Source organism: Nocardioides sp. LHG3406-4 (genome assembly GCF_049897745.1).
GTDB lineage: Bacteria > Actinomycetota > Actinomycetes > Propionibacteriales > Nocardioidaceae > Nocardioides.
In genome coordinates, this window is record NZ_JAFCWV010000002.1 from 428,101 (window position 1) to 450,867 (window position 22,767).

General features: G+C 71.2%; 23 protein-coding genes. 19 read left to right on the top strand and 4 right to left on the bottom strand.

Going from position 1 to position 22,767, the window contains the following annotated elements:
- Positions 1-11: 11 nt before the first annotated feature.
- From ispG to ACP7BP_RS08095, 5 genes are all read left to right on the top strand, one after another.
- Complete coding sequence (ispG, locus tag ACP7BP_RS08075; protein WP_426244057.1) at positions 12-1,163, top strand: flavodoxin-dependent (E)-4-hydroxy-3-methylbut-2-enyl-diphosphate synthase; 1,152 nt, start codon at positions 12-14, stop codon at positions 1,161-1,163.
- Between the two features lie 32 nt (positions 1,164-1,195).
- Complete coding sequence (locus tag ACP7BP_RS08080; RefSeq protein WP_426244058.1) at positions 1,196-2,326, top strand: hypothetical protein; 1,131 nt, start codon at positions 1,196-1,198, stop codon at positions 2,324-2,326.
- 46 nt (positions 2,327-2,372) lie between these two features.
- The gene (locus ACP7BP_RS08085) at positions 2,373-3,221 is read left to right on the top strand and encodes a GNAT family N-acetyltransferase (protein ID WP_426244059.1); all 849 of its coding nucleotides are present in this window, start codon (positions 2,373-2,375) and stop codon (positions 3,219-3,221) included.
- 64 nt (positions 3,222-3,285) lie between these two features.
- Positions 3,286-3,858, top strand: coding sequence for a TetR/AcrR family transcriptional regulator (locus ACP7BP_RS08090; RefSeq protein ID WP_426244060.1), 573 nt, complete (start codon positions 3,286-3,288; stop codon positions 3,856-3,858).
- Positions 3,859-3,935: 77 nt separating this feature from the next.
- On the top strand, positions 3,936-4,727 hold the full coding sequence (locus ACP7BP_RS08095) for an oxidoreductase (protein ID WP_426244061.1): 792 nt from the start codon (positions 3,936-3,938) through the stop codon (positions 4,725-4,727).
- Positions 4,728-4,894: 167 nt separating this feature from the next.
- Here the strand turns inward: ACP7BP_RS08095 and ACP7BP_RS08100 are convergent, their stop codons facing one another.
- Entirely contained in the window at positions 4,895-5,770 is an 876-nt protein-coding gene (locus ACP7BP_RS08100; RefSeq protein ID WP_426244062.1) for a hypothetical protein, read from the bottom strand.
- Between the two features lie 104 nt (positions 5,771-5,874).
- Here ACP7BP_RS08100 and ACP7BP_RS08105 point away from each other — a divergent pair, with 104 nt between their 5' ends.
- From ACP7BP_RS08105 to ACP7BP_RS08120, 4 genes are all read left to right on the top strand, one after another.
- Positions 5,875-7,644 (top strand): proline--tRNA ligase, encoded by a 1,770-nt coding sequence (locus tag ACP7BP_RS08105; RefSeq protein WP_426244063.1) that lies wholly within the window; start codon positions 5,875-5,877, stop codon positions 7,642-7,644.
- Positions 7,645-7,678: 34 nt separating this feature from the next.
- Positions 7,679-9,118 carry an amino acid permease gene (locus tag ACP7BP_RS08110; protein ID WP_426244064.1) on the top strand — a complete coding sequence of 480 codons (1,440 nt, stop codon included), beginning with the start codon at positions 7,679-7,681 and terminating at the stop codon, positions 9,116-9,118.
- On the top strand, positions 9,115-9,837 hold the full coding sequence (locus ACP7BP_RS08115) for an HAD family hydrolase (RefSeq protein WP_426244065.1): 723 nt from the start codon (positions 9,115-9,117) through the stop codon (positions 9,835-9,837). The genes ACP7BP_RS08110 and ACP7BP_RS08115 overlap by 4 nt, the downstream gene beginning before the upstream one ends.
- A gap of 297 nt (positions 9,838-10,134) precedes the next feature.
- Positions 10,135-11,082: a zinc metalloprotease gene (locus ACP7BP_RS08120; RefSeq protein ID WP_426244066.1), complete on the top strand. Its 948-nt coding sequence runs from the start codon at positions 10,135-10,137 to the stop codon at positions 11,080-11,082.
- A 53-nt stretch (positions 11,083-11,135) separates the two neighbouring features.
- Here ACP7BP_RS08120 and ACP7BP_RS08125 read toward each other — a convergent pair whose 3' ends face one another.
- Both ACP7BP_RS08125 and ACP7BP_RS08130 read right to left on the bottom strand, forming a co-directional pair.
- The gene (locus tag ACP7BP_RS08125) at positions 11,136-11,576 is read right to left on the bottom strand and encodes a ferritin-like domain-containing protein (protein ID WP_426244067.1); all 441 of its coding nucleotides are present in this window, start codon (positions 11,574-11,576) and stop codon (positions 11,136-11,138) included.
- Positions 11,573-12,121 carry a hypothetical protein gene (locus ACP7BP_RS08130; protein ID WP_426244068.1) on the bottom strand — a complete coding sequence of 183 codons (549 nt, stop codon included), beginning with the start codon at positions 12,119-12,121 and terminating at the stop codon, positions 11,573-11,575. Before ACP7BP_RS08130 ends, ACP7BP_RS08125 begins: the two co-directional genes overlap by 4 nt.
- A 93-nt stretch (positions 12,122-12,214) precedes the next feature.
- Here ACP7BP_RS08130 and rimP point away from each other — a divergent pair, with 93 nt between their 5' ends.
- On the top strand, positions 12,215-12,760 hold the full coding sequence (gene rimP, locus ACP7BP_RS08135; RefSeq protein ID WP_426244777.1) for a ribosome maturation factor RimP: 546 nt from the start codon (positions 12,215-12,217) through the stop codon (positions 12,758-12,760).
- Complete coding sequence (gene nusA, locus ACP7BP_RS08140; protein WP_426244069.1) at positions 12,760-13,737, top strand: transcription termination factor NusA; 978 nt, start codon at positions 12,760-12,762, stop codon at positions 13,735-13,737. Before rimP ends, nusA begins: the two co-directional genes overlap by 1 nt.
- 121 nt (positions 13,738-13,858) lie before the next feature.
- Here the strand turns inward: nusA and ACP7BP_RS08145 are convergent, their stop codons facing one another.
- Positions 13,859-14,314: a GNAT family N-acetyltransferase gene (locus tag ACP7BP_RS08145; protein WP_426244070.1), complete on the bottom strand. Its 456-nt coding sequence runs from the start codon at positions 14,312-14,314 to the stop codon at positions 13,859-13,861.
- Between the two features lie 117 nt (positions 14,315-14,431).
- Here ACP7BP_RS08145 and ACP7BP_RS08150 point away from each other — a divergent pair, with 117 nt between their 5' ends.
- From ACP7BP_RS08150 to ACP7BP_RS08185, 8 genes are all read left to right on the top strand, one after another.
- A complete protein-coding gene (locus ACP7BP_RS08150) occupies positions 14,432-14,728 on the top strand; it encodes a YlxR family protein (RefSeq protein ID WP_426244778.1) in 297 nt (98 codons plus the stop codon).
- A 99-nt stretch (positions 14,729-14,827) separates the two neighbouring features.
- A complete protein-coding gene (gene infB / locus ACP7BP_RS08155) occupies positions 14,828-17,689 on the top strand; it encodes a translation initiation factor IF-2 (protein ID WP_426244071.1) in 2,862 nt (953 codons plus the stop codon).
- Between the two features lie 200 nt (positions 17,690-17,889).
- Positions 17,890-18,384 carry a 30S ribosome-binding factor RbfA gene (rbfA, locus tag ACP7BP_RS08160; protein WP_426244072.1) on the top strand — a complete coding sequence of 165 codons (495 nt, stop codon included), beginning with the start codon at positions 17,890-17,892 and terminating at the stop codon, positions 18,382-18,384.
- Positions 18,381-19,262, top strand: a complete 882-nt coding sequence (truB, locus tag ACP7BP_RS08165) for a tRNA pseudouridine(55) synthase TruB (RefSeq protein WP_426244073.1) — start codon at positions 18,381-18,383, stop codon at positions 19,260-19,262. The genes rbfA and truB overlap by 4 nt, the downstream gene beginning before the upstream one ends.
- Positions 19,263-19,272: 10 nt before the next feature.
- Complete coding sequence (locus ACP7BP_RS08170) at positions 19,273-20,220, top strand: bifunctional riboflavin kinase/FAD synthetase (RefSeq protein ID WP_426244074.1); 948 nt, start codon at positions 19,273-19,275, stop codon at positions 20,218-20,220.
- Positions 20,213-21,211 carry a hypothetical protein gene (locus tag ACP7BP_RS08175; protein WP_426244075.1) on the top strand — a complete coding sequence of 333 codons (999 nt, stop codon included), beginning with the start codon at positions 20,213-20,215 and terminating at the stop codon, positions 21,209-21,211. The genes ACP7BP_RS08170 and ACP7BP_RS08175 overlap by 8 nt, the downstream gene beginning before the upstream one ends.
- 94 nt (positions 21,212-21,305) lie before the next feature.
- On the top strand, positions 21,306-21,632 hold the full coding sequence (locus ACP7BP_RS08180; RefSeq protein ID WP_426244076.1) for a PadR family transcriptional regulator: 327 nt from the start codon (positions 21,306-21,308) through the stop codon (positions 21,630-21,632).
- A complete protein-coding gene (locus ACP7BP_RS08185; protein WP_426244077.1) occupies positions 21,629-22,747 on the top strand; it encodes a hypothetical protein in 1,119 nt (372 codons plus the stop codon). Before ACP7BP_RS08180 ends, ACP7BP_RS08185 begins: the two co-directional genes overlap by 4 nt.
- Positions 22,748-22,767 lie beyond the last annotated feature (20 nt).

Here is a 22,767-nt window from a genome sequence, read left to right on the forward strand (position 1 = left end):
AGACTGGCGCCATGACTTCCATCGGGCTCGGCATGCCCCCCATGCCGCCGCCGGTCCTGGCTCCGCGCCGGCCCACCCGCCAGATCCAGGTCGGCAAGGTCGGCGTGGGCAGCGACCACCAGATCTCCGTCCAGTCGATGACCACGACGCTCACCAGCGACGTCAACACGACGCTGCAGCAGATCGCCGAGCTCACCGCCGCCGGCTGCGACATCGTCCGGGTGGCGTGCCCCAGCCAGGACGACGCCGACGCACTGCCCGAGATCGCCCAGCACTCCCAGATCCCCGTGATCGCCGACATCCACTTCCAGCCGAAGTACGTCTTCGCCGCCATCGACGCCGGCTGTGCCGCCGTACGCGTCAATCCCGGCAACATCCGCAAGTTCGACGACCAGATCAAGCAGATCGCGGCGGCCGCCAAGGACCGGGGCACCTCCATCCGCATCGGCGTGAACGCCGGCTCGCTGGACAAGCGGATCCTCGACAAGTACGGCAAGGCGACCCCCGAGGCGCTCGTCGAGAGCGCCGTCTGGGAGGCCGGGCTGTTCGAGGAGCACGACTTCCACGACTTCAAGATCTCGGTCAAGCACAACGACCCGGTCGTGATGGTGCGCGCCTACGAGCTCCTCGCCCAGGCCGGCGACTGGCCGCTGCACCTCGGCGTCACCGAGGCCGGGCCGGCCTTCCAGGGCACGATCAAGTCGGCGACCGCGTTCGGGGCGCTGCTCAGCCAGGGCATCGGCGACACGATCCGGGTGTCGTTGTCGGCACCGCCCGTCGAGGAGGTCAAGGTCGGCCTCCAGATCCTGCAGTCGCTCAACCTGCGCGAGCGCAAGCTGGAGATCGTGTCCTGCCCCTCGTGCGGCCGCGCCCAGGTCGACGTCTACACGCTGGCCGAGCAGGTCACCGCGGGTCTCGAGGGCCTCGAGGTCCCGCTCCGCGTCGCCGTCATGGGCTGCGTCGTCAACGGGCCCGGGGAAGCACGAGAGGCCGACCTCGGCGTCGCCTCGGGCAACGGCAAGGGCCAGATCTTCGTCAAGGGCGAGGTGATCAAGACCGTGCCGGAGTCGCAGATCGTGGAGACCCTCATCGAGGAAGCGATGCGCATCGCCGAGGGCATGGAGCCGGTCGAGGGCGCCGGCGCCGCCGTCTCCGTGTCCTGACCTGCGTGCGCCCCGCGCGGTAGCGTCGCGGCATGAAGAGGATCCCGGGGCTCTGCACGGCTGCGCTCCTGCTCGCCCTGCTCGCGCCCGTCTCCGCGTCGTCGGCGGCCGATGCGGCCCGCGAGGAGCTGGTGCCGATCACCCAGCGCGCCATCGCCGCGGTCGCGCTGGAGCACCTGCCGACTGACACCACGAGCCGGTCCGCGATGTACACCCACCAGCGCAACCCCGACGGCCTGCTGGGCGCCGACCTGCGCTACCACGGCGACGGCGAGTCCGACGGCGACCTGGTGCGCGTCAGCGTCGGACCGCGCCACGACGCGGCCTGCTCGGAGTACTCCCACTGCGTGAGCCTCGCCTCGCCCCCCGGCACGACCACCACGCTGGTGTGGAAGACCGAGGAGCCGGAGGAGGATCCGGGCATCTACTACGTGCTCTTCCGCCACGACGACGAGCAGGTGCTCGCCTACGCCGCCGGGCCGGTGATCCGCAGGGACCCACGGCTGCAGCAGCTCGAGATCCCCGTCGACCTCCTCGTCGCGGTCGCCCAGGACCCGCGGCTGCGGCTGCTCACCACGCAGGCGGTCGTCGACGCCGGAGCCGCGCTGCCCGAGTGGGAGGGCGGTGAGCCCGACCCGTTCGCGCTGAGCATCGTGCCGTCGAGCGACCGCGCCCTCGCCGCGGCGTACCTGCTCTCGCGGGGCGGCTACGCAGACTTCAAGCGGATGTTCCCCTCGCCGCTGCGTCGCGACTTCGGCCCGGGCACGCTGGGCGCCCGGCTGACGCTCAAGCAGCGCTACGGCGCCCGCGGCACCTACGACGTGCTGGCGGTCCCGCACGCGCCGGGCTGGATGCGACACCCGTGCCGGAAGCGGTTCGCCGGCCACTGCGTCACCGTCCAGCGCAAGCGAGGCGCTGTCCGCTTCGCGTGGCGACCGAGCCGACCGGGCCTGCCGGGAGAGACCTGGGCCATCGACGTGAGGCCCACCGAGACGGTGGCGATCCGCACGTCGGGCTACCGCGTGCCGGTCGGCCGGGAGGACGCCATGGTCGCCGCCGACTGGTTCATGTTGCGCACCCAGGTCACCCGACGCACGCTCGGCCTGACGACGACCAAGGAGACGACCGAGGACCGCTTCGCGACCCGCCGCTGGAGGCCCTGACGTATCGGCCGCAGCGCCGAGGCCGCGCTCCGCGTAGGCTCGCGGCGTGCTCACGACCCGCCGGGGAGTTCGCGTGCTCGGCGCCGCGGACCTCGCCTCGTTCTCCGCCCTTGCCGCGCGAGACGCGGTCGTCAACGTCTTCGCCGACTACCGGGCCCGCACCACGAACCTGGACCCTCGCTGGCTCGGCGGTGAGATGTGGGGCTACTTCGACGCGGGCGACCTGGTCGCCGCGTGCCACGTGGGGGCCAACCTTGTCCCCGTGCAGTGCGACCAGGTCGCCGCCCAGGCCTTCGCCGAGCGCGCCATGGCGCGGGGCCGGACCTCCTCGACCATCGTCGGCCCGTCCGCCGCGGTCGACGTCATGTGGAACGTGCTGGCGGGGGAGTGGGGGCCGCCGCGGGACTGTCGCTGGCACCAGCCCCACCTGGTGCTGGTCGAGGATCCCGCGGTCGAGCCCGACCCGGGCGTGCGCCGAAGCACCCGGGAGGACCTGCCGACGCTCTACCCGGCGTGCGTGGCGATGTACACCGAGGAGGTCGGTGTCTCGCCCGAGGCCGGCGGCGGCGCGCAGTACTACCGCGCCCGGATCCTCCAGCTGATCTCGCGTGGCTGGTCGTTCGCCCGCTACGACGACGACGGCCGGGTGCTGTTCAAGGCCGAGGTCGCATGCGTCTCGCCGTACGCCGCGCAGGTGCAGGGCGTCTACGTGCCGCCGGAGCACCGGGGCCGGGGGCTGGCCACCAGCGGGATGGCGGCCGTCGCCGCCGCCGTACGCCGCGACATCGCCCCGGCGGTCTCGCTCTACGTGAACGAGTGGAACGCGCCCGCCCGGGCCGCCTACGAGCGGGTGGGCTTCCAGGAGACCGGGACCTTCTCGACCATCATGTTCTGACGGGCCTTCTGGGGGTCCAGCACGCATTCTTGACTGTTCGTTCCAGAATCCGTAGGGTTCACGTGTGGCCAGGCCCAGGGAGTTCGACGCCGACGAGGCGGTCGAGCGCGCGAAGTGCCTGTTCTGGGACCAGGGGTTCCATGCCACGTCGGTCTCGGACCTGGCCGGTGCGCTGGGCCTCGGCGCCGGCAGCCTCTATGCGGCGTTCGGCTCGAAGGAGGGTCTCTACCAACGTGCCCTCGAGCGCTACTGCGAGGAGCAGCCGGCCGCGCTCATCGAGGCGCTGGACTGCGCGGACGGCATTCGTGCGGGCCTGCGGGGGATCCTCGTGGGTCTGATGGAGATGGACCTGGCCGAGCCGCGGGGCTGCTTCCTGGTCAACGCCACCGTCGAGCGCGATGACCACCCGGCCACGATCGATCGGGTCTCGGCCACCCTCGCCCGGGTCGAGTCAGCGTTGACCGGTGCGCTCGAGCGGGCGAAGGCGGGCGGCGAGCTCGGGGTCGACAAGGACCCGGCCGCCCTGGCCCGCTTCTTCCTCACCTTCATCCAGGGCCTCCGCGTCGTCGGGCAAGCCCGGTTGGGCCGAGCCGCGGTCGAGAGCGCGATAGCGAGCGCGCTGACCGTCCTGGACTGATCGCTGCCGACGTCGTCTGCAGCCTGATACGCACGCCCAAGTTATGTAATGATCACTCAAGAATAGGAATGCGTCACATGGAGCTCAACCTCAAGAACAAGGTCGTCGTGGTCACCGGTGCGAGTCGCGGGATCGGCCTGGCCATTGCCCGGGCCTTCGCCCAGGAGGGCGCCCGCGTCGTCGCCGGAGCACGCACGCCCGGCGAAGCGCTCGGCGAGCTCGCCAAGGACTACGACGTCGTGCCGGTCACGGTGGATCTCGCCACCGCCGAGGGAGCGGTCCAGATCGTCGAGGCCGCCACCGCCTACGGGCCGGTCGACGTCCTGGTGAACAACGTCGGCGCCGTGACGCCGCGGCTGGGCGGCATCGCCGCTGTGACCGACGAAGAGTGGGTCGCCACCCTCAACATCAACCTGCTGAGCGCCATCCGCACCACCCGGGCAGCCCTGCCCGGACTGATCGCGACCGAGGGCGCGATCGTCAACATCGGGTCGGTGAACTCGATCCTTCCCGACCCGAGCGTCGTCGACTACGCCGTAGCGAAGGCGGGGCTGGCCAGCTACGCCAAGTCGCTGTCCAAGGAGGTGACCCCGCAGGGCGTGCGGGTCAACACGATCAGCCCGGGACCTGTCGAGACGGACATGTGGCTCGGCAGCGGGGGCCTGGCTGAGACGATCGGAGAAGCCATGGGCGTCTCACTGGAGCAGGCCGTGGCTGCCGTCGTCGAGGGGCTGGGTGGGTTCGCCACCGGTCGCTTCACCCGCCCGGAGGAGGTCGCCGACCTGGCGCTCTTCCTGGCCAGCGAGCGCAGCGGCAACATCACGGGCGCCGACTTCACCATCGACGGCGGCTTGATCAAGACCATCTGAGACGCACCACGCGCCCCCGCGGTCTCGGGCCACGCGGCTCGAGACCGGCGGGCGTGCGGCACCGCGCAACCGCGTGGCTGACCCGGCCCGCTCTTACGGAAGCTCGGTCGGCTTCGGGTCGGTGGCGTTCTCGCACACCGCGACGTCGCAGCGCACGGTCGCCGACATCACCTTCGCGTTGGCGTCGAGCAGGATCGTGTCGTCGTCCTCCCATGTGATCTGGCCGAACCAGACACCGGTCCGGTAGTGGGCCAGCCTGGTGCCGGTCCTCGTGCGCAGGATGACGTCGCGGGGCCGATGCCGTCGCTGAGGATGTCCACGGTGGCGATGAGCCGCTCGTCGGGCGAGATGCTCTCGACCCGCTCCTTGCACGAGCGCCAGATGGTCCTGCCCGGCCGGCTGATCCGGCTCAGCACCGTGCAGCCGCCCTGATACGGGTCAGCGGTGTAGCTGGCGAAGAGGTCGTTGCCGAGATCGGCGTAGCCGGCCGGGCGCTTCGAGACGGTGGTGAGCCTGCCGCTTCCGCTGGCCCACCAGTAGGTGCCGCGCTTCCAGTCCGACAGCAGCACCTTCGCGCCGGTCATCCCGAGGGTCGTGGGGTAGCCGGAGAAGGTCCTGCGCCGCAGCGGCTCGCCGGTGGTCGCCGAGTAGATCGTCCGCGGCTGGGCCTTGCCACCCGTGACACCGGTGACGACGATCCTGCGCCCGTTCTCCGACAGGTGCACCGACGCCGCGGTGGGCGTCTTCACGACGGTCGACACGTTGCCGGCGGCATCGATGCGCCGCACCGCGGTGCTCATGGCGTTGACGGCCACGAGGTGACCGCCGCCCGATGCGCCGAGCAGCCACGCGTACCTCCCGCCCAGCGGCACCCGGAGATCGCCGTCGACGAAGGTCTTGCCCTCGAGGTGGGGGATCGCGACGTCGGCGCCGCGCCCGAGAGTGGCCGGGTCGAGGTCGGTGGTGGGTACGCCGGCGAAGGCGGGCGCTGCGACGAGCGCTGCGGATGCGGCGACGGCGATGGCCGCGAGCTTGGTCCTCATGTGGTTCCCCTGTGTCGTCGGTGTCACCTGTAGGACGCGACCAGTGGGCACTTGGTTGCCAACTGGTTCGCGACGGCCGCACGCTCCGCCGTACCCTTCACCGCATGATCCTCCGGATGTCCAAGCTGTTCGTGCGCACCCTCCGCGACGACCCCAACGACGCGGAGGTCCCGAGCCACCGGCTGCTGGTCCGGGCGGGCTACGTCCGCCGCAACGCCCCGGGCATCTACACCTGGCTGCCCCTGGGCCTGCGGGTGCTGCGCCGGATCGAGGACATCATCCGCGAGGAGATGAACGCCATCGGCGCCCAGGAGATGCTGTTCCCGGCCCTGCTCCCCAAGGAGCCCTACGAGGCGACGAACCGCTGGACGGAGTATGGCGACGGCATCTTCCGGCTCAAGGACCGCAAGGGTGCTGACTACCTGCTCGGCCCCACCCACGAGGAGATGTTCACGCTCGCGGTCAAGGACCTCTACTCCTCCTACAAGGACCTGCCGCTCTCGATCTACCAGATCCAGACCAAGTACCGCGACGAGGCGAGGCCTCGGGCCGGCATCCTGCGCGGTCGCGAGTTCGTGATGAAGGACTCCTACTCCTTCGACATCGACGACGCGGGTCTCGAGGCGTCCTACCAGGCGCACCGCGACGCCTACATCAAGATCTTCGACCGCCTCGGCTTCGAGTACGTCATCGTCAAGGCCACCTCCGGCGCGATGGGTGGCTCGAGGTCGGAGGAGTTCCTGGCCAAGGCCGACGTCGGCGAGGACACCTACGTCCGGTGCACGCACTGCGACTACGCCGCCAACGTGGAGGCGGTGGCGGTTCGGCCGCCCGCCCCCGTGCCGTACGACGACGTCCCTGCCGCGCACGCCGAGGAGACCCCCGACACCCCGACCATCGAGTCGCTGGTCGCCTTCCTCAACGACAAGCACCCCCGCGACGACCGGCCGTGGGCGGCGGGCGACACGCTCAAGAACGTCCTCCTCGTGCTCCGGCACCCCGACGGCACGCGCGAGCCGCTGGCCATCGGCCTCCCGGGGGACCGCGACGTCGACCAGAAGCGGCTCGAGGGGCAGCTCGAGCCCATCGAGGTCGACGCCATGACCGAGGAGGAGCTCGCCGCCCACCCCGACCTCGTCAAGGGCTACATCGGCCCGGAGGTGCTGGGGGAGAAGTCGGCATCCGGCATCCGCTACCTCGTCGACCCACGCGTCGTGGAGGGCACCCGCTGGGTCACCGGCGCGAACGTCGACGGGTCGCACGTCGTCGACCTCGTGGCCGGCCGCGACTTCACCCCCGACGGCACCATCGAGGCCGCCGACGTGCGCGACGGGGACGCCTGCCCCAACTGCGGCGAGGGCACGCTCGAGTCCGCTCGCGGCATCGAGATGGGCCACATCTTCCAGCTCGGCCGCAAGTACGCCGACGCCCTCGGCCTGCGCGTGCTGGACGAGAACGGCAAGCTCGTCACCGTGACCATGGGCTCCTACGGCATCGGTCCCTCGCGGGCGGTGGCCGCCATCGCCGAGAACACCCTCGACGACATCGGCCTCTGCTGGCCGCGTGAGGTGGCGCCCGCCGACGTGCACCTCGTCGCGGCGGGCAAGGACCCGGCGATCTTCGAGGCCGCGGAGAAGCTGGCCACCGAGCTCTCGGCACGCGGCGTCGAGGTGATCTACGACGACCGTGCCGGCAAGGTCTCGCCCGGCGTGAAGTTCAAGGATGCCGAGCTGATCGGCGTGCCGACGATCGTCACGGTGGGTCGTGGCCTCGCCGACGGCACTGTCGACGTCAAGGACCGTCGTACTGGCGAGAAGACCGAGGTCGCCGTCGGCGACGCGGTCGAGCACGTGGTCCGGGTCGTCCGCGGCTGACGCCACCCCGCCGGGCGGTCTACGCTTGCTGCCCATGGCACTCAACTCTCGGGCGCTGGGGATCATGCGCAAGAAGCCGATCGAGCAGGTCGAGGACGAGTCCGGCGACGGCCTCGAGAGATCGCTGGGGCTCTGGCAGCTCACCGCGATCGGCGTCGGCGGCATCATCGGTGCCGGCATCTTCTCCCTGGCCGGCGCGGTCGCGAGCGGCGCCGAGGGCGGCAAGGGCGTGGGTCCCGCTGTCGTGCTCAGCTTCCTGATCGCGGGCGTCGCCAGCGCCGCTGCGGCCCTCTCCTACGCCGAGTTCGCCGGGCTCATCCCGCGCGCCGGCTCGGCCTACACCTACGGCTACGTCGTGCTCGGCGAGCTCGTCGGGTGGTGCATCGGCTGGGACCTCCTGCTCGAGTACGTCGCCATCGTGGCGGTCGTGGCCATCGGCATCTCCGGCTACTTCTCCTTCCTGCTCGACCAGGTCGGCCTGGACCTGCCCCAGTGGATGCTCGGCGCCCCGGGCACCGGCGACGGCCACCGGGTCGACCTCTTCGCCATGCTCCTGTGCCTGCTGATCGCGTGGCTGCTGACGCTCGGCATCAAGAACGCCGCCCGCGTCGAGACCATCGTGGTGGGACTCAAGATCGCCGTGGTGCTGCTGGTCATCGTCGTCGGCTTCTTCCACATCTCCTCCGACAACTACTCGCCCTTCGCGCCGGCCGGGTTCGGGGGAGCCATGACCGGGGCCGCCACGGTCTTCTTCGCCGTCTTCGGGTACGACGCGATGTCGACCGCCGCCGAGGAGTCGAAGGACGCGCAGCGACACATGCCGAAGGCGATCATCTACAGCCTGGCCATCTCGATGGTGCTCTACGTGCTGGCCTGCCTGACCCTGGTCGGCATCCAGAACTACGGCGAGATCGACCCCGACGCCGGCTTCTCGACGGCCTTCGCGAGCGTCGGTCTCGACGGCGTCGGCACGATCATCGCCGTCGGCGCGATCATCGGCATCCTCACGGTGATGTTCACGTTCATGCTCGGCGTGACCCGGGTCTGGTACTCGATGAGCCGCGACGGCCTGCTGCCGGCGTGGTTCGCCAAGACCGACCAGAAGCGGCACGTGCCGGTGCGCGTCACCTGGATCGCCGGCATCCTGTCGGCGGGGATCGCCGGGCTGATGCCGATCGCCGAGGCCGCCGAGCTCACCAACATCGGCATTCTGCTGGCCTTCGTGGTCGTGTGTGCCGCCGTGATCCGCCTACGCCACACGAACCCCGAGCTGCCCCGGACCTTCCGCTGCCCGGGGGTCCCGGTGGTGCCGCTGGTCGGTATCGGGTTCAGCCTCTGGCTGATCTCGTTCCTGGCGTGGGAGACGTGGCTGCGCTTCGCGGTCTGGTTCGTGCTCGGCCTGATCGTCTACTTCGCCTACTCGCGCCACCACTCGCTGCTCGCCCGTCAGCAGCAGGAGACCGTGGAGCGGTGAGCACCATCGACGCGGTCATCTTCGACTGGGGCGGCACCCTCACCCGATGGCACGACATCGACTTCCACGCCGAGTCACTGGCGCTCGCCCAGGCGGTGCCGACGGTGGAGGGTACGCCGGCCGACGAGGCCGCCCGCGCCGAGCAGGCTGCCCGGCTGCACCGGGCCGGCGCCGTCGTCTGGGGCCGCAGCCGCGACCAGCACGTCAGCTCGACCATCGCCGACCTCTTCGACGAGGCCGGGCTCGAGCACGACCCCGAGCTGCTGAGTGCCTACTTCGACTTCTGGGAGCCGCACACCGCCACCGACCCCGACGTCGCTCCGCTGTGGCAGAAGCTGCGCGGGCGCGGCATGGCGGTCGGGGTGCTCTCCAACACCATCTGGCCGCGCGCCTGGCACAGGGGCTTCTTCGAGCGCGACGGGGTGCTCGAGCTCGTCGACGGCGACGTCTACACGAGCGAGATCGCCTGGACCAAGCCGGACGAGCGAGCCTTCCAGGCGGCCATGGAGGCCGTGGGCGCCACCGACCCGACGCGCTGCGTCTACGTCGGCGACCGGCTCTTCGACGACATCCACGGAGCGTCGAGCGCCGGGATGCGCACCATCCACATCCCGCACAGCGTCATCCCGGCGAGCCAGGTCGGGCACACCGTGGGCGAGCCCGATGCGGTCGCCCACCGACTGGCCGACATCCCGGAGATCGTCGACAGCTGGAGCTGACGGCCCCGGCTTCGGGGGTACGTCTTTCTGCAGGTTTGCGCACTGCAATCTTCTGCAGTCGCGAAACTCTCGCCCTGGCTCCCGGCGTCCTGCATGATTTCGCACATGAGACAGGGGTGACCCGCTCATCGGGGTGACGCTGACCAGCCCGAACGGTCCGCGTGCTCGCCGCTCTGGGGCAGATCTCGGGACTGTCCCAGGAGGCTGAGCACGCGGACCGTTGCATTTCGGCCAGTGCATCCCATCCACCAGTCGGTGCGCCATCTCGGGATCGCACCGCCGACGAGAGGACAGCTCGTGACCACACGCATCAGCCGCATCACCCGCTCCCTGTGCCGGACCACGGCCATCAGCCTCGCGCTCGCGGGCACGCTCGTCGTCCTCGGCGGCGCCGCGGAGTCCGCCTCCGCCCGGATCCTTGCGGAGCGGGACGTGTGCGCCACCGACTTCGGGGCCTCGGCCCGAGGCGGTCACGGCGCCGACCACCGCGACGTCTCCGCCAGCGAGCAGAAGTCCATCGACGCGCAGACCGCCCGGATCCTGCGGGACAAGACGGGCTCTGCGACGGTCGCGCCCACGCAGTTCGGCGGCTCGATCCCGGTCTACGTGCACGTCATGCGGACGGCCTCCGGCGGCGACGACGTGACCGACTCGCAGATCGCCCAGCAGATCGACGTGCTCAACGCGACCTACGCCGGCCAGGAGTCCTCGACCGCCGCCAACACCGGCTTCACGTTCTCGCTCGTGGGCACCTACCGCTACAACAACAACACCTGGAACCGCGACGGCGCGTCGGCCAAGTACCGCTCTCAGACGCGCAAGGGCGGCCCGAACGCGCTGAACATCTGGCTGGTCGACTTCAGCTACCTCGGCATCGCGACGTTCCCGTGGGACTACGCCAAGAACCCGTCGATCGACGGCATCCGGGTGCAGTACTCCTCGCTCCCCGGCGGCTCCTCCACCAACTTCAACCTCGGTGAGACCGCCACCCACGAGGCCGGCCACTGGCTCGGGCTCTACCACACGTTCCAGGGCGGCTGCACCACCACGAACGACTCGGTGGCCGACACGCCTGCCCAGGGGAGCGCCTCCAGCGGTTGCCCGGCCGGCCGCGACTCGTGCTCGCTGCCGGGCACCGACCCCATCCACAACTACATGGACTACAGCTACGACTCCTGCTACACCGAGTTCACTGCCGGTCAGAGCTCGCGGATGTCGTCGATGTTCACGGCCTACCGCGCCTGACAGACCCGTCCGGCTGACCCGTCCGGCTGACCCGTTCGAGAGCCTCGGGCGGGTCAGCTGCCGTCCGGGGCGAGGTCGACTGCTCCGGGAAACGGCTGCGGGACGCCGCCGAACGCCAGCTGCCGGACCGCCGCGTCGGTGAGGGCGGTGATCGCCCAGCGGCGATGGGCGCGCACCGAGTTGGCCACGAGCGAGGAGTACGCCGAGGCGCACGCCTGCTCCACGCCGAGCGCGGTGCGGCGTACCTGCTCGGCATCGGCCAGTGGCGACGGCAGCTCGTAGGCCGGCGCGGCTGCCACGGGCTCGCCTCCCGCCTCTGTGACGTAGCCGGTCAGCTGGTCTCGGCGGCTCCGGTGGCGGCGGTAGCCCTGGAGGAGGGCGTCGTAGAGGGCAGGTTCTCGGGACTGGGAGGTCTGCGCACCCAGGACGCCGTACAGGTAGACCGTCGCGTGCTCGGCCGTCAGGGTCGTCTGGAGCGCGTCGAGGAGCGTCATCCGGCCGCGCCGGCCCGGTCGAGCGCCAGCAGGCCCTGCTGGAGCGCAGCCGACATCACCGCGAGCATCCGCGCGAAGGGGCCGCTCTCTGCGCGCTGCGCCCGGCCGACCAGCTGCGTGGCCAGCTTGCTCTCCGCAGCGCGCACGGCGGCCAGGGCCTGCGGCTCGTCGGCGGCCACCGAGGGCGACCCTGCGGGCGTGGCCGTCGCGGAGGGGGTCTCGGCCCGCTCGGCGGCCGCCCCCGCGAGCGCCGACTGGTGCGCAGCGTGCAGGTCGACGAGACCCGCGAGCCGCCCGGCCAGCGCAGGATGGGCGACGGTGGTCGCGGCGACCAGCGCGGCGACCTCCACGGTCGCGGCCTGCGTGTCCGCGAGAGCCTTTAGGTCCGGGTCGTCGGGTGGCCGGCCCGCGGCGGCATCGTCGTCCGAGCGGGGATCGAGGTCGCACGCGGCCAGACCCAGCGCGGATCCGGAGAGGCTGACGACGAGTGCGCGCCGGGTCACCCGGTGGCGGGTGGTGTCGGTGGGGAGCGGGGCGCGAAGCACGCAGCCGACCCTATCGCCGGCGTCGGCGGCGCCGCCGGTTGCCGCTATCGTGGACGGACACAACAGCACAAGGAGGTCGAAACCGTGAGCTCGATCGACAAGCCCGTGGGCGGGGCGTCCCACCCTGCGAAGGCGAAGCAGGACGCCGTCCGGGAACGCATCGAGGCCGAGCTCAGGGACCCTCTGGCTGCCCTCGGTCTGGACGTGGAGGCGGTGGAGCTCACCCCGGCGGGCAAGCGCCGCGTGCTGCGTGTCGCCGTGGACCAGGACGGCGGGGTCACTCTCGACGACATCGCGGACACCACGCGCGAGGTCTCCCGGCTCCTCGACGAGTCGGACGTGATGGGCGAGCTTCCCTACACGCTCGAGGTCACGTCCCGCGGCGTGGACCGGCCGCTCACGCTTCCTCGCCACTGGCGCCGCAACGTGGACCGGCTCGTGAAGGTCAACCTCCTGGAGGGCGGCGAGATCACCGGTCGCATCGTCGCCAGCACGGACACGTCGGCCACCGTCGACGTCGACGGCGAGCAGCGCGAGGTCGCCCTCGCCGACGTCGACCGGGCCCTGGTGCAGGTCGAGTTCAACCGCAAGCGCACCCAGCCGGACACCGAAGACACACCTGAGAAGGACGACGCCTGATGGACATCGACCTGAGCATCCTGAGGATGCTCGAACGCGAGAAGGAGATCTCCTTCGACGTCCTCGTGGAGGCGATCGAGCAGGCCCTGCTCACGGCGTACCACAAGACGCCGGGAGCGCAGGCGCAGGCGCGAGTCGAGCTCGACCGCAAGACCGGGCACGTCACCGTGCTCGCCACCGAGGTCGACGAGGAGGGGGCCAAGGTCGCGGAGTACGACGACACCCCCGACGGCTTCGGCCGGATCGCCGCCACGACGGCCAAGCAGATCATGCTGCAGCGGCTGCGCGACGCCGAGGACGACATCCGGTTCGGTGAGTTCTCCGGCAAGGAGGGCGACATCATCTCCGGCGTCATCCAGCAGGGCCGCAACCCCGACGACGTCATGGTCGACCTGGGCAAGCTCGAGGCGCTGCTGCCCCTGGGTGAGCGCGTGCCGGGGGAGAACTACGAGCACGGCACCCGGATCAAGTGCATCGTCGTGTCGGTGCGCAAGGGCATGCGCGGGCCGCAGATCACGCTGTCGCGCTCCCACCCGAACCTGGTCAAGAAGCTCTTCGCGCTGGAGGTGCCCGAGATCGCCGACGGGACCGTCGAGATCGCCGCGATCGCCCGCGAGGCCGGCCACCGCACCAAGATCGCCGTGCACACCACCGCGCAGGGCGTCAACGCCAAGGGCGCGTGCATCGGTCCGATGGGCCAGCGGGTGCGCAACGTGATGGCCGAGCTGCACGGCGAGAAGATCGACATCGTCGACTGGTCCGAGGATCCCGCCGAGCTCGTGTCGCACGCCCTCTCGCCGGCCCGGGTGACGAAGGTGGAGATCGTCGACCTGGCCGCGCGGTCCGCGCGCGTCGTCGTACCCGACTTCCAGCTGTCACTCGCCATCGGCAAGGAGGGCCAGAACGCCCGCCTCGCCGCCCGGCTCACCGGCTGGCGCATCGACATCCGCAGCGACGAGGCCCCCGACCCGGAGTGAGCCTCCGACCGCGAGCGGTCGCGCAGGGGAGCCTCACGGGGCTTCCGTGCGCTTCACGGGGGTTGCAACGCCCGTGAAGCGTCGCGATACCCGGCTACCCGGGTATCGCGGCACGGCCCCCTCAGCCGATCGCGCGGTCGTACGTGACCCAGCGCGTCGCGACGGCGAGGTCGTCGTACAGACGTCGCGCGGTGCTGTTGTCGTCGTCGGTGATCCAGCGCACGAGCTGGTCGCCGCGGGCCGACGCCAGCTCGGTCACGGCCTCGATGAGGGCCCTCGCCACGCCACGGCCTCGGGCCTGAGGGAGCGTGAAGAGGTCGTCTAGCCAGGTGCCGTAGCCGCCCTCGGACGGCCGGGCGTACCGCCGGTGGTGCGCCAGGCCGACGATCTCACCGTCGACCTCGGCGACGAGCCCACCGACCGGGTGGCCCGGATCGCGCAGCCACTCCCAGACCGTCGCGAGCGTGGCGGGGTCCTCGGGCATCTCGTAGAAGGTGCGGTAGCCGGCGAACAGCCGCTCCCACGCCGGGCGGTCGTCATCGACGACGGGACGGACGACGACGGTCGGGCGGGTCATGCGCACCATTGTGCGGCAGGCACGCAGGCAGGCGGGCCGGCCGCGAAAGCGGCCGGTTCGTCGTAGCCGGGGCGACCCGGTAGAGTTGTCGCAGTGGTCGGCACCCGCAACACCCCTGTGCGAACCTGCATCGGATGTCGGGGGCGGACCACGAAGAGCGAGTTGGTGCGCATCGTCATCGGCACGGACCAGGCCGGGCAACCGGCCGCCGTACCCGATCCGACCGGCACCGCACCCGGCCGCGGAGCGCATCTGCACCCCACGACCGAGTGCTGCGAGCTCGCGGTGCGCAGGCGGGCATTCTCCCGGGCCCTCAGGGCCCGAGAGGGACTGGCCAGCACACCGGTGAGGGACTACCTCGACTCGCTACCCACCGTGATCGACCGACCAGAAACTGGAGCAGGCAGCTCATGAGCACTCGATGAGTTCTTTCCGATGAGCCAGCACCACAACTAACGGTTCCGAATCACCCCATCCTTCTGGGGCTCGGACCAGAAGGAGCAGCGTTCCAACGTGGCAAAGACCCGAGTCCACGAACTCGCCAAGGAGTTCGACGTCGAGAGCAAGTTCGTTCTCGAGAAGCTCAAGGAGATGGGGGAGTTCGTCAAGTCGGCATCGTCGACGGTCGAACCCCCCGTCGAGATGCGCTTCAAGAAGCAGTACGGCGACGAGCTGAGGGCCGCAGCGGCCCCGGCGCCCGCCGCCCCCGCCGAGGAGGCCGCGAAGCCGGCCCGCAAGGCGCCGGCCGCGAAGGCCGCCGCGCCGGCCCCCGAGGCCGCACCCGCCCCCGAGGCCGCAGTGGCGGCCCCGGCCGAGACGCCGGCCGAGACCCCGGCAGCCGCCGCCGCGAGCACGGCGTCGTCTGCGCCGCGCCCCGGCCCCAAGCCCGGCCCCAAGGCCGCCCCGGTTGCTGACACGACACCGGAGGCCCCGGCCGCCGAGGTCGCAGCGCCCGAGGCGCCCGCCGCCGAGGCCCCCACCGCCGGTGCCACGCCGAAGGCCCCGGCCCCGCGCCCGGTCGGCAAGCCCGGTGGCACCCCGCGCCCCGGCAACAACCCGTTCGCGCCCAGCCAGGGCATGGGTCGACGTCCAGCCGCTCCCGCAGCCCCGCCCGCGGCCGACGACCAGCAGCGACCGCCGCGTCCTCCGGCGGCACGCGAAGGCGGCGTCCCGGCTCGCCCGGGCATGCCGCGCCCCAACCCGGCGATGATGCCCAAGTCCCCGGCCGCGTTCGGTGCCGGCCCAGGCGGCCGTGCCCCGGCAGGTCGCGGTGGCCCCGGCGGAGCTCCCGGTCGCGGTGGCCCCGGCGGTGCTCCCGGCCGTGGCGGCGCTCCCGGTCGCGGTGCGCCCGGCGGCGGTGCCGGAGCCGGTGCTCCGGGACGTCCCGGCGGCTTCGGCCCCAGCGGTGGCGGTCGCCCCGGCGGCGGTCGTCCCGGCCAGCGTGGCCAGACCCAGGGAGCCTTCGGGCGCCCCGGTGGCCCCTCGCGTCGAGGCCGCAAGTCCAAGCGGGCCCGTCGCCAGGAGTTCGAGGCCATGCAGGCCCCGACGATCGGTGGCGTGCGCGTCCGCAAGGGCGACGGCGAGACCGTCCGGCTGGCTCGGGGCTCGTCCCTGACCGACTTCGCCGACAAGATCGGCGTCGACGCTGCTGCCCTGGTCCAGATGCTGTTCAGCCTGGGCGAGATGGTCACGGCCACCGAGTCGGTCAACGACGAGACGTTCGAGCTGCTCGGCGAGGAGCTCAACTACGTCGTCGAGGTCGTCTCTCCCGAGGACGAGGACCGCGAGCTGCTCGAGTCCTTCGACATCGACTTCGGCTCCGACGAGGGCGACGAGGGCGACCTGGTCATCAGGCCGCCGGTCGTCACCGTCATGGGTCACGTCGACCACGGAAAGACCAAGCTCCTCGACGCACTGCGTGACGCCAACCAGGTCGACAAGGAGGCCGGTGGCATCACCCAGCACATCGGCGCCTACCAGGTCCACACCGAGGTCGACGGCACCGACCGTCGCATCACCCTCATCGACACCCCGGGTCACGAGGCGTTCACCGCCATGCGTGCGCGTGGTGCCCAGGCGACCGACATCGCGATCCTCGTGGTGGCCGCCGACGACGGTGTGATGCCGCAGACGGTCGAGGCGCTCAACCACGCCAAGGCGGCCGGTGTGCCGATCGTGGTCGCGGTCAACAAGATCGACAAGGAAGACGCCGACCCGACGAAGGTGCGCGGCCAGCTCACCGAGTACGGCCTCATCCCCGAGGAGTACGGCGGCGACGCGATGTTCGTCGACGTCTCGGCCAAGGCCGGGCTCAACCTGGACAAGCTGCTCGAGGCCGTCGTCCTGACTGCCGACGCGTCACTCGACCTGCGGGCCAACCCCGAACAGGACGCCCAGGGCCTGGTCATCGAGGCGCACCTGGACCGCGGTCGCGGTCCGGTGGCCACGGTGCTGGTCCAGCGCGGCACGCTGCGCGTCGGCGACTCGATCGTGGCGGGCGCCGGCTACGGCCGGGTGCGCGCCATGCTCGACGAGCACGGCGACAACATCACCGAGGCCGACCCTTCGCGTCCGGCCATGGTTCTCGGTCTCACCGCTGTCCCGGGTGCCGGCCAGAACTTCATCGTGGTCGACGACGACCGGATGGCGCGCCAGATCGCCGAGAAGCGTGAGGCCCGCGAGCGGGCGGCCATGCAGGCCAAGCGCCGCGTGCGTCGTACTCTCGAGGACTTCATGGCCTCCATGGAGAAGGGCGAGAGCCAGGAGCTCAACCTCATCCTCAAGGGCGACGTGTCCGGTTCGGTCGAGGCCCTCGAGGACTCGCTGGCCCAGATCGACGTCGGCGAGGAGGTCAGCCTCCGGGTCATCGACCGCGGTGTCGGTGCGATCACCGAGACCAACGTCGACCTCGCTGCCGCCTCCGACGCCATCATCATCGGCTTCAACGTCAGGCCTCAGGGCAAGGCGGGCCAGATGGCTGACAAGGAAGGTGTCGAGATTCGCTACTACTCGGTCATCTACCAGGCGATCGAGGAGATCGAGGCAGCGCTCAAGGGCATGCTCAAGCCCGAGTTCGAGGAGTCGACCCTGGGGCAGGCGGAGATCCGCGAGATCTTCCGCTCGTCCAAGTCCGGAAACATCGCGGGCTGCATGGTCACCTCGGGTGTCATCCGCCGCAACGCCAAGGTGCGAGTGCTGCGCGATGGCGCGGTCGTGGCCGACAACCTCGACCTCTCGTCGCTGCGCCGCGAGAAGGACGACGCGTCGGAGGTCCGCGAGGGCTTCGAGTGTGGTCTGGTCCTGAGGAACTTCCAGGACATCAAGATCGGCGACATCGTCGAGTCGTTCGAGATGCGCGAGATCCCGCGCGCGTAGGTCACTGCGCCCGCGCCGGGCTTCGGTCCGGCGCGGGCGGCAGCCTCGCTCGCAATCCACCCTCGTCGCTCGTCCCTCGCGACGAGGGGGCCAGTCCCATCCATGCTCGCTCGGCAGCCGCCGCCCGCGCCGTACGGATCGGGCCCGGCGCTCCGAGGGCATCATGGGCGCGGGAACGCGCTCGGCAGAAGGAGAAGACCATGGCTAGCCCTCGTGTTCGCAAGATCGCCGATCGGATCCAGGTGATCGTGGCGGAGATGCTCGAGCGTCGGATCAAGGACCCGCGGCTGGGGTTCGTGACCATCACCGATGTGCGGGTCACCGGCGACACCCAGCAGGCCACGGTCTTCTACACGGTGTTCGGCGACGAGGCCGAGGTCGCCGGGACCGCCGCGGCGCTCGAGTCGGCCAAGGGGCTGATCCGCTCCGAGGTCGCCAAGCAGCTGGGCATGCGGCACTCGCCGTCGATCGAGTTCATCCGCGACGCCCTCCCCGAGAACGCCCGACACCTCGACGAGGTGCTGGCGGCCGCGCGAGCGGCCGACGAGGAGGTCGCCGCCCAGCGGGCGAGCGCCCAGTTCGCCGGCGAGACCGATCCCTACAAGAAGCCGCGCGACCTCGACGTCGCGGACGAGACGGAAGACGAGGCCGGCGCCGAGCCGGGCGACGACGAGCCACGGTCACAGGACACGTGACCGAGGCCGCCCCGACGGGGCTGGTCGTCGTCGACAAGCCTGCCGGGATGACGTCGCACGACGTGGTCGCCCGCGTCCGCCGGCTGGCCGGCACCCGCAAGGTGGGACATGCCGGCACGCTGGACCCGATGGCGACCGGGGTGCTCGTGCTCGGTGTCGGCCGGGCCACCCGGCTGCTGGGCCACCTGATGCAGACGGAGAAGGCGTACGACGCCACCATCCGGCTCGGGATGACCACCACGACCGACGACGCCGAGGGCGAGGAGCTGACGCGCACCCCTGCGAGCGGGGTCGACGAGGCCCGGATCCGGTCCGTGCTGGCTGGCTTCGTCGGCGACATCGAGCAACGGCCCAGCGCGGTCTCCGCCATCAAGGTCGACGGCAAGCGGGCCTACCAGCGAGTGCGCGACGGTGAGGCGGTCGAGCTGCCGGCGCGGCCGGTCAGCATCCACGAGCTGACGGTCCACGAGGTCTCACCCGCGACCGACGACCAGTGCGTCGACGTCGAGGTGTCCGTGCGATGCAGCAGCGGCACCTACATCCGCGCGATCGCGCGCGATCTGGGGGAGCGGCTCGGCGTCGGCGGGCACCTGACCGCGCTGCGGCGTACCGCCGTCGGGAGGTTCGGCCTCTCGGTGGCGCACACGCTCGAGGAGCTTGCGGAGTCCTTCGCCGTGGTGTCGCTCGAGGACACAGCTCGGGCGACCTTCGCGTCCGTGGTGCTCGACGCCGAGGAGGCCACCGACGTGCGTGTCGGGCGGCAGCTCGACCGGACGCTGCCCGGCCTGTGCGCGGTCTTCGCGCCGGACGGTGAGTTCCTCGCGCTGTACGAGCCGGCTGGTGACCGGGCCCGCCCGGTGGCGGTCTTCGTGACCTAGGCTGCACGCCGTGAGTCTTCGGCTTCCTGTCTGGCGATCCCTCGACGAGATTCCCGCTGACCTCGGCGCGACCACCGTCGTCATCGGCAACTTCGACGGGCTGCACCGCGGCCACCGCGTGGTCGTCTCGCGGGCCCGCGCCCGTGCCGACGAGGTGGGGCTGCCCCTGGTGGCGGTCACGTTCGACCCGCACCCCATGTCCGTGCTGCGACCCGAGCACGCCCCACCGCAGCTCACCAGCATCGCCACCCGCGTCGACCTGCTCGCCGACGCCGGCGTCGACGCCGTGCTCGTGCTGCCCTTCGACCGGTCGATGGCCGCGTGGACGCCGCGGGAGTTCGTCGACCGGGTCCTGGTGCGGGCGCTCGCGGTCCGCGCCGTCGTCGTGGGGGCGAACTTCAGGTTCGGCACCCGCGCATCGGGTGACGTCGCCCTGCTGCGCGAGCTCGGTGGGCAGGAGGGCTTCGAGGCCGTGGGCGTCGACCTCGACGGCGGACCGCAGGTCTGGTCCTCGACCTACGTCCGCACCTGCCTGGCCGCCGGCGACGTGGCCGGGGCGGCCGAGGCGCTCGGCCGGCCCTTCAGCGTGACCGGGGTCGTCGTGGAGGGCGACAAGCGCGGCCGCGAGCTGGGCTTCCCGACGGCCAACGTGCCCACCTCGGCGCTCGAGGCGGCGCCCGCGGACGGCGTCTACGCCGGATGGCTGACCCGCCGCGACACCGGCGAGTGCTACCCCGCCGCCATCTCGGTCGGCACCAACCCGACCTTCGACGGCGAGCGGGCGCGACGGGTGGAGTCCTACGTTCTCGACCGCGACGACCTCGAGCTCTACGGCGTCGAGGTGGAGGTCGCCTTCGTCGAGCGGCTGCGCGGGATGGTGAAGTTCGAGGGGGTCGACGCCCTCATCGAGACGATGCACGACGACGTACGCCGAGCCCGGGAGATCCTGGGTGCCTGAGCCGGGCACCGGGGCCGGTATCCCCGGGCCCGCTGACCTGCGGGCGGCGGAGGGATGGTTCGCGGCCAACGGACTGCCCTACTTCGTCGACGACGTGCGCCACGAGGTCTCGAGTCGGCTGTCGCGCGAACGGCTCGTGCTCGTCGCCTCCGGCGTCCTGGTCGTGGCCGTGGCGATCGGCATCGTCGCGGCCCAGGTGTTGGACGGCGACGTGTCGCTCGGCATCTCCTCGGCCGTGCAGGTCCTGCTGGTGCTGGTCCTCGGCTACGGGCTGCTGGTGCTGCGGGTCGGGCCGATCGCGGCCTGGGCGGGGCGGCGTACGTTCCGGAGCCTGGGGATGCTGTTCCAGCTGGCCACCCGGGCGCTGCCGCTGCTCCTGCTGTTCGTGACCTTCCTCTTCATCAACACCGAGGTGTGGATGGTGGCCGGGAGCCTCGACGGGGGAGTGATGGGGCTGGCGGTGCTGCTCTTCGCGGCGATGGCCACGATCTTCCTGCTCGTGCGGCTGCCCGAGGAGGTCGCGCGCATGGACGACGGCCTCGACGGCGACCGGGTCGGCAGCGCCTGCCGCGGCACCCCGCTCGAGGCGTGGACCGGCCTCGACGGCGGTCCCGGCATCGACGAGCCGATGACGCGGCTCGAGCGCAGCAACCTCGTGCTCGTGCTGCTGGTCAGCCAGGTGATCCAGGTGCTGCTGCTGTCGCTGTCGGTGTTCGGGTTCTTCCTCGTCTTCGGAGCCGTGACGATGGACCCCGACGTGATCGAGAGCTGGATCGGCGAACCTCCGACGCAGCTGTTGGGCCAGTCCCTGGTCAGCCGTGAGCTGGTGCAGGTCGCGACGTTCCTCGCGTCGTTCTCGGGCCTCTACTTCACGGTGTACGCCGTCACGGACGAGACCTACCGCAAGCAGTTCTTCACCGAGGTCACCGACGAGCTCGAGCGGGCGATGGGTGCGCGGGAGATCTACCGGGCGATGAGGCGCGCCCGCTAGCCAGCCAGCCAGTCAGCCAGCCCCTCCACCCCCACGACACGCCGCTGCCCTCCGCACCGCACACTATTACGCTTCGCGCAGTAGTGTGCTCTGCATGGATACCACCCAGCTCCTCAAGGGGGTGCTCGACCTCGCGGTGCTCGCGGTCGTCGACGCAGAGGACGGCTACGGCTATGACGTCGTACGCCGCCTGCGCGCCGGCGGGCTCGACGACGTGGGCGACGCCTCGGTCTACGGCACCTTGCGCCGGCTCTACGCCGCCGGCGCGCTCACGTCCTACGTCGTCCCGTCCGACGAGGGTCCCCACCGCAAGTACTACGGCATCACGCCCACCGGCCGGTCGCAGCTGAAGAGCCAGACCGACGACTGGGCCCACTTCTCCGCCACCGTCACCGGCATCCTGCAAGGAGTTCCCGCATGAACACCGCATCGATCGCGCCCGAGGTGGCGCAGTTCGCCTCCGCGGTCAGGGCCCAGCTGGCCGACCTCACTCCGGACGAGCGAGAGGAGCTGGCCGGCGGACTGGAGGCCGACCTCGCCGACCTGGTCGACGAGCGCGGGGTCGAGGCGCTGGGGGAGCCGGTCGCCTACGCCCAGGAGCTGCGCGGGGCTGCCGGCCTGCCCCCGGCGATGGGCAAGGCCCTGGATCGGCGCCCCCTCGGGGAGGCCATCGACGCCAGGCTCGACCTCGGGAGGGAGCGGTGGGACCGGGCGGTCACGGGGCTGCCCGGTTCCCCCTGGGAGTTCGTGACCTCGCTCCGGCCAGCGTGGTGGTTGCTGCGTGCCTACGTCGCGGTGCAGACGCTCGACTACGCCCTGGACGGCAATTACGACTTGGCCTGGGTGCCGACGCTCGGCGGGCTGGAGTGGCCGCTGCTGATCGTCGCGGCCGTGCTGAGCGTCCAGTTGGGTCGAGGTCGGCTGTGGCCGGCCGCGGGCTGGGCGTTGGGTCTGGCTCGGCTCGTGCTGCTGGCCCTGAACGTGCTCGCTGTGGTCATGATCGTGCCGATCTTCGGGTCCCTGCCCAACGTGTCCTGGCAGAGCATCGGCTACGCCCAGGCGGACCCGGTGTCCTCCGGCGCCGGCATCACCAGCAACGGCAACGACGTCAGCAACATCTACCCCTACGACGCCGAGGGCCAGCCGCTGGTCGGCGTCCAGCTCTTCGACCAGGACGGCAAACCGCTCAAGGTCGACGAGTTCGTCCAGGGCGGCGACTACAGCACCTGGGCCTACCCCTGGACCAACGTCAACGGCAAGGTCTGGAACGCCTTCCCGATGCCGGAGGCTAAGTACGACACGGCGGGCTACTGCTGTGACCGGATGCCGTCGCCCTGGACCTCTGACACGCCGCCCACCTTCCCCCGCCCGCCGCTCGACCAAGTGCCGTCGGTGAGCATCCCGGAGGCGGCGTACGGCGACCGGGCGGAGGCGGAGGTCTCCGAGGCCACGCCCGAGAAGACCCCTCGGGACAAGGCGGGGCAGGAGCAGAAGAGGAAGGCGGGGCAGAAGTCGGGCGACGACGCGGCCCGGTGATGGCCCTGTGGGCCGTGCGC

Bases quoted from the DNA above. Each gene is read 5' to 3' on its own strand.
- ispG (WP_426244057.1), top strand. From the start codon at position 12: ATGACTTCCATCGGGCTCGGCATGCCCCCCATGCCGCCGCCGGTCCTG.
- ACP7BP_RS08080 (WP_426244058.1), top strand. From the start codon at position 1,196: ATGAAGAGGATCCCGGGGCTCTGCACGGCTGCGCTCCTGCTCGCCCTG.
- ACP7BP_RS08095 (WP_426244061.1), top strand. From the start codon at position 3,936: ATGGAGCTCAACCTCAAGAACAAGGTCGTCGTGGTCACCGGTGCGAGT.
- ACP7BP_RS08100 (WP_426244062.1), bottom strand. From the start codon at position 5,770: ATGAGGACCAAGCTCGCGGCCATCGCCGTCGCCGCATCCGCAGCGCTC.
- ACP7BP_RS08105 (WP_426244063.1), top strand. From the start codon at position 5,875: ATGATCCTCCGGATGTCCAAGCTGTTCGTGCGCACCCTCCGCGACGAC.
- ACP7BP_RS08110 (WP_426244064.1), top strand. From the start codon at position 7,679: ATGGCACTCAACTCTCGGGCGCTGGGGATCATGCGCAAGAAGCCGATC.
- ACP7BP_RS08125 (WP_426244067.1), bottom strand. From the start codon at position 11,576: ATGACGCTCCTCGACGCGCTCCAGACGACCCTGACGGCCGAGCACGCG.
- nusA (WP_426244069.1), top strand. From the start codon at position 12,760: ATGGACATCGACCTGAGCATCCTGAGGATGCTCGAACGCGAGAAGGAG.
- ACP7BP_RS08145 (WP_426244070.1), bottom strand. From the start codon at position 14,314: ATGACCCGCCCGACCGTCGTCGTCCGTCCCGTCGTCGATGACGACCGC.
- rbfA (WP_426244072.1), top strand. From the start codon at position 17,890: ATGGCTAGCCCTCGTGTTCGCAAGATCGCCGATCGGATCCAGGTGATC.
- ACP7BP_RS08180 (WP_426244076.1), top strand. From the start codon at position 21,306: ATGGATACCACCCAGCTCCTCAAGGGGGTGCTCGACCTCGCGGTGCTC.
- ACP7BP_RS08185 (WP_426244077.1), top strand. From the start codon at position 21,629: ATGAACACCGCATCGATCGCGCCCGAGGTGGCGCAGTTCGCCTCCGCG.